The sequence below is a fragment of the Bacteroidota bacterium genome (genome assembly GCA_039821555.1).
Taxonomy (GTDB): domain Bacteria; phylum Bacteroidota; class Rhodothermia; order Rhodothermales; family Rubricoccaceae; genus JBCBEX01.
In genome coordinates, this window is record JBCBNX010000017.1 from 14,096 (window position 1) to 27,436 (window position 13,341).

The following is a 13,341-nucleotide window of genomic DNA, read 5'->3' on the forward strand; positions in this document are numbered from 1 at the left end:
CGCCTACTCGCCCTCTAGCAGTCCCTCCTGATCCTGTCCGTTGTGGACCAGCACGGCGGTGCCGACGGCCTGTGCGAGGCGGTCGAGGCGCTCGGCGGCGGCCTCGGACTCGCCATCGGCGGGGCGGGGCATGCCGAGGAACGTGAGATCGGCGTTGACGCTGTTGCGCGCGATCAGGTCGAGGATGGGGAGCCGGTCCGGGCTGCTGGGCGGCTTGCGGACGATGATGACGACGTTGGCCTCCACACGCACGTCGTCGAGCAGCGCCTCCGTGTGGGCGCGTGTGGCGTCGATGGCCTCCTTCGCGTCCACGATGCGGTGGACGCAGATCTCGGCGTCGTCCCAGAAGCGGTGCTGCGTGAGGAGGTAGGCGAGGAGCAGCATCAGGTCGCCGTTGCCGCCGCGCCCGCCCCACCAGACATGGATGCGGCGCTTTTGCCCGAAGCCTTTCGTCTCGTCCATGCGCAGGAAGAGGACCGACTTGTGGAGGTCGGAGAAGCTACGCACGAGGTCCATCAGCAGCACGCGCCCGCCGGGCGTCCCGCTCCAGCCCATCAGCGCCGTGTTTGATTCCAGCGGCCCGATGCCGTGCGCCTGCGCGACCGCCACGGCTCCCTCGCGGAAGTCGGGCACGATCTGCGCCTCGGCGAAGGCCGTCATCTGGCGGTCCTGGATGTACGACCGGATATGCCGCTCGGCCGTCTCGCGGAGTTTGGGCTTGTTCGCCTCCGCGACGGTGCCGGTGATGAGTTGGAAGAACGTCACGAGGCCTCGTCCTCGGCTGAGCCATTCCGCTAGGGCGACGAGGTGCTCTCGGTTGTGCGGCTGCCCGGTGAACACCATCAGGTGGGGCCGCCAGTTGCGCGTGTCGTCGGCCGCGGGCGTGCGGTCGAGGTTGAGGAGCGCGTACCGCGCGATGGAGGTCCAGATGCCGCTGCGCACGTCGCCCCAGGCGCGGCGGGTGCCCCGGCGGCTGAGCGCGAAGAAGAGGCCGTACGAGATCACGATCGCCGCAACCGTCGCCGGGGCGTTGATGAGAAACATCGCGCCGTAGCAGCCCGCCGCGCCGAGGAGCGGCACTATGAGCGGGACGTTGAAGCGGGGGCGGTAGCTCGGGTTACCCACGAGCCGTTCGATACCGGCGACGAGGTTCACCATCCCATAGGTGTTCAGGAAGAACATCGTGATGATCGGTGCGACGAAGTCGAGGTCGCCCGCCCAGATCACGACGACGGCGACCACGCCCGTGATGAGGACCGCCATGCGCGGCTCGGTCGGACTGCCCAGGTTCGAGGCGATCCAGCCCGGCACCACGCGGTCCTTCGACACCGCCTGCAAGGTGCGCGGGGCCGCGAGCACGCTGCCGAGCGCCGACGAGAGCGTGCTCGCCGCCACGCCTGCGAGGATGAGCACCGGCACGCTCGCGATCCGCTCCATCGAGAGGTTGTCGCTGATGAGGATGTCCGCCGGAAGCTGGAACGCAAACCACACCGCCGCCGCAACATAGACGAGCGCCGTCACCACGATGGAGGTGATCGTGCCGAGCGGGATGCTGTGCGACGGATCCTTGAGGTCGCCCGAGAGGCTGATCCCGACCTCGATGCCCGTCACGGCGGGGAAGAACACCGCGAAGACGACCCAGAAGCTGATGCCGTCGGTGTAGCTCTGCGTCAGGTTCGGCTCCACGAACTCGCCCCACCCGCCGGTGAAGAACGAGATCAGCGCCGCGATAAGAATGGCAAGGATGCCATACTGGATCTTGAGCGCGAAGTCGGCCCCCACCCACGCGATCACCACGAACACGAGCGCCACGCCGGTGGCGATGGTTTGCGGCGGGATGCCCTGGACGGCCGCCAGCCCCGAGATCGCCTCGGTGAAGCCGATGATGTAGAACGCGACCGAGATCGCCTGCGAGAGGTAGAGCGGGATGCCGATGGCCCCGCCGATCTCCAGCCCGAGCGAGCGCGAGATGAGGTAGTAGTTGCCGCCCGCTTTCACGTCCATGCTCGTCGCGATGGCCGAGAGCGAGAGGCCCGTCAGGAACGAGATCGCATTCGCGAGCGCGATGATGAGGAGCGCGCCGTAGAGCCCGGCCTGACCCACGACCCACCCCGTCCGTAGGAAGAGGATGATGCCGAGGATCGTGAGAACGTTCGGCGTGAACACCCCGGCGAAGGTGCCGAAGCGCCCTGCGGCGGGTGTGCTAGATGTGGGGGGTGAGGCCACGAGCGAGAGGTCAGAGGCAACGGTGCGAGCAGCAGCAACTTACGCGGCCAATCCTGTACCTCCGACCCCTCTTTCGTGGCACCAGTGGCGCCCGGAGTCGTTTGCGTCGCCAAGTGGTGTCTGCGCCGCCGCGTGACTGCCGCCGCGTGACCGACGCTGCGTGAGATACCTTTCGGTCGACAGGACTCTCTTCGTACAAACACGCAGGATCGCGGCATGAGTACTCCCCGAATCGTCTCGCTGCTGCCCAGCGCCACGGAGATCGTCTGCGCGCTGGGGCTGGCGGACCGGCTCGTCGGTGTGACGCACGAGTGCGACTGGCCGCCGGAGGTCGCAGGCCTGCCCGTCGTGACACGCTCGCGCATTCCAGCGGACGCCAGCAGCGCTGAGATCGACGCGCTCGTCCGCGAGCAACTCCAGACCGAGGCCGCGCTCTACACGCTCGACGAGGAGACCCTGGCCACGCTCGCGCCGGACCTCCTCGTGACGCAGGCGCTCTGCGACGTGTGCGCGGTCGCTGAGGCCGAGGTCGCCGCCGCGGCCTGTCGCTTGCCGGGGTCGCCCCGCGTGCTCAACCTCGAACCGATGACGCTGGCCGAGGTGCTCGGGTCCATACGCGCCGTGGGCGACGCTACCGGCGTGGACGCGACGCCCGTGGTGGCTGCGCTCGAAGCGCGGATCCGGGCCGTCGCTGCCGCCGTGGCGAGGCGTTCTCGGCCCCGTGTGGCGATGGTGGAATGGCTCGACCCGCCGTTCTCGGCTGGCCACTGGAACCCCGAACTGGTCCACCTCGCAGGCGGGACTGAGGTGCTGGGCCGTACAGGCACGGCGTCGCGGACGCTCCAGTGGGAGGAGGTCGTCGCGGCGCAGCCCGAGGTTGTAGTGGTCGCGTGCTGCGGCTTCGAAATCCCGCGCGCGCTCGAAGACATCGGGGTGCTCGACGCGGTGGAGGGCTGGGCGACGGTGCCGGCGGCACGTGACGGGCGCGTGTTCGTCGTAGACGGCTCAGGGCTGTTTGCGCGGCCGGGCCCGCGTCTCGTGGAGAGCGTCGAACTCCTCGCACATCTGCTGCACCCCGATGCCGCGCCGATGCCCGCGGGCGTGGCAGTACCCGTGCGCCTCGAACCCGTCGGGACGTCATATATCGAACGTGACTAACCCGTTCATGGCCGCACTCTCTGCAGACGCGAGCCTACGTGGCGTCCGTAGCGAAACGTAAGAGCAGGGAGGTTGTATGAGCCAAACATTCAAATCGTCCGCCAGTCAAGGCTCCCATCCGCCGTGAATGCTACCAAGCAACTCTTCTCTCCCCGCCAAGTCGCCGAGGGCCTAGGTGTAGGTGAATCCACCCTCAAGCGCTGGGTTGACGCTGGCCGCCTCAAGGCGCACCGCACGGCCGGCGGACACCGCCGCGTTTCCCTAGCCGAGGTGCTCCGGTTCGTACGCCAGGGGGACGCGGAGTTGCTCCACCCGGAAGTGTTTGGGCTGCGCGGCCTCACGGGCATGGCTGCCCTTGCCAGTGACGATGACGACCCGATGGGACGTGCCCTCGAAGTGCTCGGCGCGCTCGGTCTCGCCCTCGACGCTATCGCCGAGGGGATCACGGTGGCCGACATGCGCCGCGAGGGCGAGCCGCTCGTGTTCGCCAACCGCGCCTTTTATGACATCACCGGCTACAAACCGGAGGAGACCCTGGGGCGCAACTGCCGCTTCCTCCAAGGGGCCGACACGGACCCCGAAGCAGTGCAGGCGATCCGCCGGGGCCTTGCCGCCGGCAAACCGGTGGATGTCGAGCTGCTGAACTACCGCAAGGACGGCACTCCCTTCTGGAATCGCCTCTCTCTGGTCCCTGTCGCCGGCGGGAGGGCGCGTCCCGATCACTATGTAGGCGTGCAGCGCGATGTGACGCTGCTCCGTGAGGCTCAGCATCGCCGAGCAGTCGCAGCTCCCAGCGAGCAAGGGTGACGCCCGAGGCGCGGGTGGTGCCGAGCGTCGCGGAGGGCAGGCGTCTCTCCGATACGCGCGCGGCGGCCAGGCACCGAGTACCCAACCGCCGCGCTGAGAGAGCACGGACCGAGAGGTTATCCGCGTCCGCCCGGACCGCCAGGTCCCCGCGGTCCACGGCGCCCTGGCCCACCCGCTAGGTGCAGCCGCAGCGCCGCGTGGACCATCGCGATCTCCTCCTGTGTGTCGTCGAGGATCTCCGCGAGCCCTGCCTGGAACGCCTCGCGCGCCGTTTTGCGGTCGACGGTCCCGCGCTGGGCTTCCATCTCGGCCCGAAGCGCCTCCAGATCCGTCTGCTGTGCCTCTGTCAAGTCAAGCGCGTCAGCCATCGCAGCCTGCTCGGCGGCGCGGCGCTCCTCGCGCTGGGCCTCTCGATCTGCACGATGCGCTTCCAGGGCAGCGATCTGAGCTTGGGTCAACACCGCATCGATCTCGCTCTTCATCGCCCCGGCGAGCGCGCGGGCCTGGTCGCGGCGGTCGTCGTTGGCGAGGTCGCCCTCACGCAGGGCCGCGAACTCGGCGCGGTAGGCCTCACGAATGGCGTCGATGGCAGCCTGTTGTGCGTCGGTGAGGGCGAGGTCGTCGGTCAGCACGCGGTCGAGCGCGCCGTCTCGGGGACCTCCCCGGCTACCGCGCGGACCCCGCGGCCGGTCGCCGCGCTCGGCCCGACGGTCTTGGCGTTCGGCGCGGCGCTCATCGAGCTTTGCTTCGAGGCGCGCGAGCTGCTCGGGCGTGAGCCGGCTGTGCACCTCTGCCGCGACCGTCCAGAGCATGCCTGGCTCAAGGTGGCGCTCTTCGAACGAGCGGGAGGCAGCTACGAGGTCGTCGGACGCGGCGCCTGCATCGGAAGCCACGCCCGTGACGGCGGAGGCAAGGGTGACGGTGTCCGTCGTGAGAGCGTCGCTGGCCTCGTCGGCCGAGTCGCAGCCCGTGAGAAGGAGGCCGAGTGCAAGCAGCAGAACAAAGAGCGCGGGCATGGCAAGCAGGTCGGAGCCGCTGGTGACGCGGCGGGCGCAGTAGGTCATGGCACGTGTGGTTGGATGAACACGAGAGCGGACCACCGTGGCCCGCGAACTGTGCCTCCAATCTGACCACCCTGGGTGCGGCGAATGTCACAGAGCTGTGGCGGAGCGCCTGCAGTCGTGTGGGAAGCGGGTCACAAGAGGCCGCGGCCCTGTCGCGATTCCCGTGCGGGCCGCGGTCTACCGTGGGTCCCTCCTAGGTCACGGTGACATTCAAGCTGACGGTCGCTCGTGTCCTCGACCCTGCCTCCGCTTTGTGAGCGCGTGACCTCCTGAAGGTCGGTACATTCTAGTATTGAAAAACCCTGAGAGAACAATAGTGTAGGCCACGTGACAATAAGCATGTAGGAGTTGGATTAATCTAGCGTAAGATCTTGGTAAGTTATTAAACCTTAATAATCGGAGCAGATAGCGCCTGTATAGTCATCTCTCCTGTCCATTCCAACTCGTCTCTACTCTCTCATGCGGTCATTCTTTTCCCTACTCACGCTGCTGTTCTTCGTAGGCTTCTCCGGATGCGCTGACGACTTTGCTGGTCCGACTGTCACAGAGCTTGCCCCTGCCGCCACAGAGCTTGCAGCATCAGACGTGTCTTCCGAGTGTACTACCTCCGTAACGACAGCGGCAGCCATTGTCCGTGGCGGTACCATCGAGGTCACAGCCTCCCAGGTCACCAATGGCGCGCTAAACCTGACGTTCCAGCGAAGCATCAACGGCGGTACCTGGCAAACGTTTGCGACGACCAGCGCGGTGGGCTCGGGCGGCTCGATCACGGTGACGGATCCAGCCTACGGTCCTGGCGGCTCGTCCGACCCCAAGGCAGAGTACCGCACCAACTACTTCTGCCGCGAAGACTTCCTCTGGACCGAGTTCTCGGCGCCATCGAACCGGATCGCCATCGGACCTGTGACGAGTGAATTCTAGAGCGGACACGCCCAGCCCCGACGAAGAGCCCTAGGGTCTTGCCGGTCAATCCCGGCAAGGCCCATTTTTGTATCAGTGTGCGGCCGTCACCCGTGGCAGACAGGCAGCAGCGGAAGGCTCTAGTACCGAGGCAGGCCGGTCGCGGGGTCGATCTCGCGCACCTCCCAGTAGTTCGAGGAGCCACCCATCGCCTCAATGCCGTTCATCATCGAGGCATGCATGCCCTGCGACATCTGGCTGAGCTGCGCCCACGTCGCTGGGTCCACGTCCTGGCCTTGCAACTGGCTCGACCAGTCGGGGATCGGCTGTGCGCCGTAGGCAGCCTGTGCCTGCTGCTGCATCTGCGCCTGGAGCGCCTGCTGCTGCTGGGCTGTGAATGCGGCGAGGTTGGCCGCCACGAGGTCCCACGTGATGCCCGCCGACGAAAGCTGCTGCTTCTCCGCCAGCGGCATCGTTGGGAAGGCCTCGATGAGGTAGGCGCGGTATTCTGCCTTCGCCTGCTCAGACATAGCCGCGCCGTTGGCCTCGGCGGTAAGCGCGGTCAGGTTCACCATCCCATCGACATCCCACGAGGTCAGGGTGAGGTTGTTGGCCGGGTCCTGTCCCACGACCTGCACGTAGCGCCGCAGGACCGTCACGAAGCGCGGCGTCTCGTCCATGCCCTCGGCGAGGGTGTGGAACGCGCCCACGAGCGCCTGGCGCATCCCGCCCACCGCGATGGGGTCGCTGAGGCGGAGAATCTGGGTCATCGCCTCGCGCAAGTCAGCCACGTCCGCGAGGTAGGCCTGCGGATCCTTGTCGAACTCGCCGAGCGCGAACTGCTTGATCTCGCGGCGCTCCTGCCTCGTGATAGGCTGCCCGATCATAAAGTTGAGCAACTGTACGGCGAGTTCCACATCGCCCTCGGTGAGGGCCCGTCCGTTCTTCTGCGCGAGCGCCTGTCCCCCGGACGACGCGGGCGTCTGGCCGGGAGCAGCGACGCGCTGGAACTGGTAGCCGTTGCCCTGCGGGTCTACAGCGGCAAACTGCGTGTCGTTGATCCCGGTGACTTGGTACTGCCAGACCGCGCCCGTCTGCTCGTAGAGCGTGATGATGGTGCCGTCGACGTGGTAGGTACCCCCGGTGGCCTGCACGCCCTGGGCAGCGTAGGATCCGTCGCTGTTGAAGACGACCGTGATGCTGACGTTGGGCTCGTGCCACGTTCCGAGGAGTGTTTGTGCCTGCACAGTCGCGGTGGCGAGGAAGAGCGAAGCGAGGAGGGCGAGTCGCATAGTAACGATCGGGTTAGGAATGGAAGGCACAGCACCCTACATGCGCAACGGTCGCCCGTCAAGGATCATCCGGTCGGCGGTTTTTGGGGAAGGCGTACGGACCTTGTCGGGGACGAGCGCGGCGGCGCTGTAGGGAAAAGGCGCGAGACTGTCCAAGGGCCGTCACCGAGCGTGTGAAGCGGCTACTTTGCGCCCGACTCGTTGCTTTGCTTCTTCGACTTCCGCGGCCTTGCCGATGACGCCTGAGCTTGCTCAACTCCGCGACTTCCTCGCGGCCCACGCCCCCTTCGACGCGTTGCCCGAGGCCGACCTACAGCGGGCTATCCGGTCGCTCGACGTGCGCTATGTCCGTCGTCAGCAGCCGATTCTGGCGCTCGGTCAGCCCAACGCACACCTGCACGTCGTGCGCAAGGGCGCCGTCGAGGTGACGGGGCCGCAAGGGGGGCTGGTGGCCCGGTACGGCGAGGGCGACAGCTTCGGTTACCCCTCGCTCCTCGGCGATGGCATTGCCAGCGCGCACGCCACGGCCATCGAGGACACGCTGCTCTACCAACTGCCGGTGGAGACTTTTCGCGCGCTGCGCGCACGGCACGCCGACTTCGCCGAGTTTTTCGACGAGGCGCAGGCGCACCGCCTCCGGGCCGCCCTCGACCGCCGCACGCAGGCCGCCGAACTCGTCACGCCGGTTCGCAGCCTGCTCAAGCGCGCGCCCGTCACGATCCCGCTCGACGCCTCGATCCGCACCGCCGCGCAGACGATGGCCGAGGCGCACGTCTCGTCGCTCCTCGTCGTTGAGAAGGCCGCGGAGGAACCGGGCGGGCCAGGGCGACTCTTCGGCATCCTCACCGACCGCGACCTCCGCACGCGCGTGCTTGCCGAGGGCCGCGACCCCGACGGCCCCGTGCGCAGTGTGATGACGCCCAACCCGGCCGTCATCGGCGCGGACGCGCTCGCCTTCGAGGCACTGCTACGCATGACCGCGCGCAACATCCACCACCTGCCCGTCCTGGACAGCGGTGCGCTCGCGGGGATCGTCACCGTCACCGACCTGATGCGCCTGCAGGCGTCGTCGCCTGTCTTCATCGTGGGCGACATCGCCAAACAGACCACGCCCGAGGGCCTTGCCCGGGTGGCCGAGCGGCTCCCCGACCTGCTACTGCGCCTCATCGAGGCCGACGCCAAGCCGCGCGACATCGGGACGGTGGCCACAGCCGTGGCCGACGCGCTCACGGAGCGGCTGCTGACGCTCGCCGAGGCGAAGCTCGGCCCGCCGCCGGTGCCCTACGCCTGGCTCGCCCTCGGCTCGCAGGCGCGCCAGGAGATGAACGCCCACTCCGACCAGGACAACGCGCTCCTCCTCCACGACGACTTCGACCCCGGCGCGCACGACGCCTACTTCGCCGCGCTGGCGCAGTACGTCTCCGGCGGGCTCCACGGCGCGGGCTTCGTCTACTGCCCCGGCGACGTGATGGCGACGAACCCGCGCTGGCGGCAGCCGCTCGCCGCGTGGAAGCGCACCTTCACCACGTGGATCGAGCGGCCCGACCCGAAGGCGGTCATGCACACCACGATCTTCTTCGACCTCCGCCACGGCTACGGCGACGAAGCCCTTACGCGTGCCCTCCGCGCCCACATCCGCGAGTCGGCTCGCAGCAACCAGATCTTCCTCGCCACCCTCGCCGTCGACGCGCTCCAGTTCGAGCCGCCGCTTGGCTTCTTTCGCACCTTCGTCGTGGACCGCTCTGGGGAACACAAAGACACGTTCGACATCAAGACGCGCGGCCTCGCGCCGCTGGTTGACATCGCGCGGGTATACGCGCTTGCGTCTGGGGTGATGGCCGTGAACACGCACGACCGATTTGCCGCCATCGCCGAGGCGGGTGCGGTCAACCCGAAAGACGCCACGAGCCAGGACGACGCCTTCGAGTACGTGGCGATGACGCGGCTGCGGCACCAGGGCCGCCAGCTTCGTGTGGCTGAGACGCCGGACAACCGCATCGCGCCGCGCGAACTCTCGCGCCTGGAGCGCACGCACCTGCGCGACGCGTTCAAGGTGGTCGTCACCGCGCAGGAGAGCCTGGCCTCCCGCTACAACACGGCGATGATCAGCTAGCGCACCACCGTGACGCGCTCGGTGAGGGCGACGCTGGGCGTGGAGAGCCGCACCACGTAGACGCCACTCGGCAGGCCGGTCGCGTCGAGCGTGACCGTGTGCGTGCCGGCGGGGCGGACGCCCTCAGCCACGACGGCCACGCGGCGTCCGAGCAGGTCGTAGACCTCCACGCGGGCCTCTTCGGCGGTTGGCAGCGAGAAGTCGACCTGGGCCGTGGTGGAGACCGGGTTGGGATAGACCGAGGCGAGGCGGTAGGTGCCCAGAGTAGGGAGGTCCTGTGTGTCGCTGGTACGTCCGCACTCAGAGGGGCCTTGCGCCGTGGCAGATAGCAACCCATCGGGCTGCAGCGCAGTGGACGGTGCAATCCTGCCTGATTCGAGCGGACAGCCTGCCGCATTCGTGAGGCAGGGAAAATATCTACTGTAGACGCCCTGCGCGTTGTCGAGCAGGCTAGCCTCGCTGGTGCCCGCCACGAGGGCGAAGACCTGCGTGACGGGGTCGCCGCTGGCCGGGAGCGTGAACGGCCCCTGGCCTACGACCACAGCGCGCTCAAGCTCACCGTCGGCAGGCGTTACGTTCGACGATAGGGCCGTGAACAGGTCCTCGTCCGTGCCACCCGAATCGGTAGTGTAGCCGCCGAGAACCGAGCCCGGGAAGGCATTCTCCTCAACAACGGCCATGACGCCGTAGTACTGGGCCATGTCAGCGTCGAAGACGTAAGCCAGGTTGTAGAGCCCGCTCCAACCACCGGAGTCGTTGGTGGAGGCGTCGTCACCGTCGTCCACCACGTCCCAGTCGGCGAAGATGCCGAAGTACGCGTCGTTGATGTCAGCGCCGGTCGTGCTGGACACGGAGAGCTGCATGATGATGTGTGTGCATGCGGGAGGGCCTGCATCTACAGGGGTACCGAAGGTGAGGTTCACTACCTTCACGCCCAGTTCCTCCGAACGAAACGATGCCTGTGTCGCGGGGTCACGACCTTCGTTCAAGGTCCCCGTCAACACGGTGCTAGTACGCACGTACTCCGAGGCCTCAGCGTAAGGGCTTCCCGCCACGGTTCCGTCGGTACTCACGAGCACGGAGCCGATGCGAAGCGGGGTAAAGCCGTTGAACGTGAACGGAAGCTCGCTAGCAACGGGCGCGTAGTTGTTCTCGGGCACCGCGCCGAAAAAGCCGTTGTCGTAGATCGGCAGGTTCACCACGCCCGTCGCTACCTCGCCGACGCTAGGCAGGTCGGAGAATTCAATCGTGATGGTCGCCTCCTCCCCGAGCTTCACGTCCGGCAGGATAGCCTTGTAGTCGCGGCGCGACAGGAACACGCCCGGGACCGAGCAGACGCTCTCGTCGCAGTCGCCGCCCATGTTGATGAGCGGATCACCGTTCACGCGCTCGTCGCCGTATACGATGTAGGCGACGGCACCGGCAGCGGCGGCGTTCTCGGCCTTCGTCACGAAGGCGCAGGCACCACGGCTGATCAGGGCGATGTTGCCGGCGATGTCGGCAGCGTTGTCGAAGGGTGAGCAGCCGTCGATGGTGTTACCCGGCAGGTTGGGCTCAGTGGCGTCAAGGGCCTGGACGACCTGGAAGGGGCCGAAGGTGGTGCCGTTCTCGAACTGGACGCCGTAGTTCTGGGTGGCGGCGACGGCGTACTCGTTGCCCGCGATCGTGAGGATCGCGTTGGTCTCGCCGACCACCTGCGCCAGCGCAGCGCCCGGGACGAGCAGAGCAAAGAGCAGCGTGTAGCGGAGGGCGCGCATGGAAGCGGGTAGCTAGACAAGGGACACTAGGTTAGACACGATAGCTACACGGTCCGGGAAATCAAAGCGGGGCGGTCGGGAGCCCGAAGACTCCGCAACGAAAAGGGGCAACGAAAAGGGGCCTCGCCGGATCACTCCAGCGAGGCCCCTCGGATCAGCGCGTCAGGGGTCCCCTGACGTCAGTCCAGGTTGCGTCGAAACGCTTAGCGCACGATGGTCACGCGCTCGGTCAGGGTCGTCTCGCCCGCGGTCATGCGGTAGACGTAGACGCCGCTCGGGAGGTTGGCGGCATCGAAGGTGACCTGGTGGCTGCCGGCCGGGTAGGCGGCCTTGGCCAGCGTAGCGACCTCACGGCCGAGCATGTCGTAGACAGCGATGCTGACTTCCTCGGTCTGCGGGATCGTGAAGCCGATCTGCGTCGTGGCTGCGAACGGGTTCGGGAAGGCCGACTCGAGGCGGTAGGTGCCCACGAGCGTCTCCTGCTCCTCCGCGACCATGCCGCAGGTCATGATGCCGTAGCGGTCACAAACGCCCTGCGCGTTGGCCAACAGGCTCTCCTCGCTGGTGCCCGCCACGAGAGCGAAGACCTGCGTGACGGGGTCACCGCTGGCCGGGAGCGTGTACGGCCCCTGGCCCACGACCACAGCACGCTCCGCCTCACCCTCGGCGGGAGCGACCGGGCTTGTCAGCGCCGTGAACATGTCCTCGTCCGCGCCACCCGAATCGGTGGTGTAGCCACCGAGGGTCGAGCCCGGGAAGGCGGTCTCGTCAACGACGGCCATCACGCCGTAGTACTGCGCCATGTCGGCGTCGAAGACGTAGGCGAGGTTGTAGAGCCCGTTCCAACCACCGGAGTCGTTGGTGGAGGCGTCGTCACCGTCGTCCACGATATCCCAGTCGGCGAAGATGCCGAAGTAGGCATTCTCGATGTCAGCGCCGGTCGTGCTGGCCACGGAGAGCTGCATGATGATGTGCGTGGAGAGGGGGCCATCAGCACCTTCAGGCGTACCAAAGGTGAGGTTGGTCACGGTGACGCCTGCGTCCGCGTTCGCGAACGATGCCTGCGCCGCCGGGTCGCGACCTTCGCTGACCGTACCCGTGAGCACCGTGCCGTTGCGGATGTACTCCGGCGTACCACCGTACGGGCTGCCGACCACGTTGCCGTCGATACCCACGAGGGCCGTGCCGACAAACAGCGGGTTGAAGGCGCCGAACGTGAGCGGGAGCTCGCCCGCCGACGTCTGGCTGAACGCCGCCGTGGCGCCGAAGAAGCCGTCGTCGTAGACCGGCACGTTCCAGGTGGTAAGGGCCACTTCACCCACGCTGGGCTCGTCCGGGAACTCGACCGCGATCGAGGCTTCCTCCTCGAACTTCACGTCCGGCAGGATCGACTTGTAGTCGCGGCGCGACAGGAACACGCCCGGGACCGAGCAGACGCTCTCGTCGCAGTCGCCGCCCATGTTGACGAGGGTCTCGCCCTCCTGGCCTTCGCGCTCGTCCATGTAGACGATGTAGGCAACGGCACCAGCAGCGGCGGCGTTCTCGGCCTTCGTCACGAAGGCGCAGGCACCACGGCTGATGAGGGCGATGTTGCCGGCGATGTCGGCAGCGTTGTCGAAGGGCTGGCAGCCGTCGATAGTCGTGCCGTCTCCGGCAGGGCCGACGGACTGGACGAGGAGGTTGGGGCCGAAGGTGGCGCCGTTCTCGAACTGGACGCCGTAGTTCTGGGTTGCAGCGACGGCATACTCGTTGCCCGCGATCGTGAGGATCGCGTTGGTCTCGCCGACCACCTGCGCCAGCGCAGCGCCCGGGACGAGCAGCATAGCCAGCAGAATGTAGCGAATAGACTTCATGAGAAAGTCCGGTTGGTGTGTGAAAGACAGGGTTCCCCGGACCACACGGGAGCGCGCAGAAGAGAGCGCAGACCTAAGCTGGCTGGCTGGAGGCGGCTCGTGGAAGTGGCGGGTGGGGATGTGGCTTGGTGTAGCGCAGTGGTAAACGTACGCGAACAAGCGGGCGAAATC

General features: G+C 67.2%; 9 protein-coding genes. 4 read left to right on the forward strand and 5 right to left on the reverse strand.

The features are described 5' to 3' along the window. Positions 1 to 3: 3 nt before the first annotated feature. Positions 4 to 2,226 (reverse strand): amino acid permease, encoded by a 2,223-nt coding sequence (locus tag AAFU51_15285; GenBank protein ID MEO1572619.1) that lies wholly within the window; start codon positions 2,224 to 2,226, stop codon positions 4 to 6. A 216-nt stretch (positions 2,227 to 2,442) separates the two neighbouring features. Here AAFU51_15285 and AAFU51_15290 point away from each other — a divergent pair, with 216 nt between their 5' ends. Both AAFU51_15290 and AAFU51_15295 read left to right on the forward strand, forming a co-directional pair. Continuing rightward, positions 2,443 to 3,384 carry an ABC transporter substrate-binding protein gene (locus AAFU51_15290; protein ID MEO1572620.1) on the forward strand — a complete coding sequence of 314 codons (942 nt, stop codon included), beginning with the start codon at positions 2,443 to 2,445 and terminating at the stop codon, positions 3,382 to 3,384. A 123-nt stretch (positions 3,385 to 3,507) separates the two neighbouring features. Further along, a complete protein-coding gene (locus AAFU51_15295) occupies positions 3,508 to 4,191 on the forward strand; it encodes a PAS domain-containing protein (GenBank protein MEO1572621.1) in 684 nt (227 codons plus the stop codon). Positions 4,192 to 4,307: 116 nt separating this feature from the next. Here the strand turns inward: AAFU51_15295 and AAFU51_15300 are convergent, their stop codons facing one another. Continuing rightward, a complete protein-coding gene (locus tag AAFU51_15300; protein ID MEO1572622.1) occupies positions 4,308 to 5,255 on the reverse strand; it encodes a hypothetical protein in 948 nt (315 codons plus the stop codon). 459 nt (positions 5,256 to 5,714) lie between these two features. On the opposite strand from AAFU51_15300, the gene AAFU51_15305 reads away from it, so the two are divergent. Next, the gene (locus AAFU51_15305) at positions 5,715 to 6,176 is read left to right on the forward strand and encodes a hypothetical protein (protein ID MEO1572623.1); all 462 of its coding nucleotides are present in this window, start codon (positions 5,715 to 5,717) and stop codon (positions 6,174 to 6,176) included. A gap of 119 nt (positions 6,177 to 6,295) precedes the next feature. On the opposite strand, the gene AAFU51_15310 is transcribed toward AAFU51_15305, so the two are convergent. Further along, complete coding sequence (locus AAFU51_15310; protein MEO1572624.1) at positions 6,296 to 7,447, reverse strand: hypothetical protein; 1,152 nt, start codon at positions 7,445 to 7,447, stop codon at positions 6,296 to 6,298. A gap of 235 nt (positions 7,448 to 7,682) precedes the next feature. Here AAFU51_15310 and AAFU51_15315 point away from each other — a divergent pair, with 235 nt between their 5' ends. After that, positions 7,683 to 9,560, forward strand: coding sequence for a putative nucleotidyltransferase substrate binding domain-containing protein (locus AAFU51_15315; GenBank protein MEO1572625.1), 1,878 nt, complete (start codon positions 7,683 to 7,685; stop codon positions 9,558 to 9,560). Here the strand turns inward: AAFU51_15315 and AAFU51_15320 are convergent. Next, positions 9,557 to 11,317: a PA domain-containing protein gene (locus tag AAFU51_15320; GenBank protein MEO1572626.1), complete on the reverse strand. Its 1,761-nt coding sequence runs from the start codon at positions 11,315 to 11,317 to the stop codon at positions 9,557 to 9,559. The genes AAFU51_15315 and AAFU51_15320 overlap by 4 nt on opposite strands. 203 nt (positions 11,318 to 11,520) lie before the next feature. Beyond that, positions 11,521 to 13,170 carry a PA domain-containing protein gene (locus AAFU51_15325; protein MEO1572627.1) on the reverse strand — a complete coding sequence of 550 codons (1,650 nt, stop codon included), beginning with the start codon at positions 13,168 to 13,170 and terminating at the stop codon, positions 11,521 to 11,523. Positions 13,171 to 13,341: the final 171 nt, after the last annotated feature.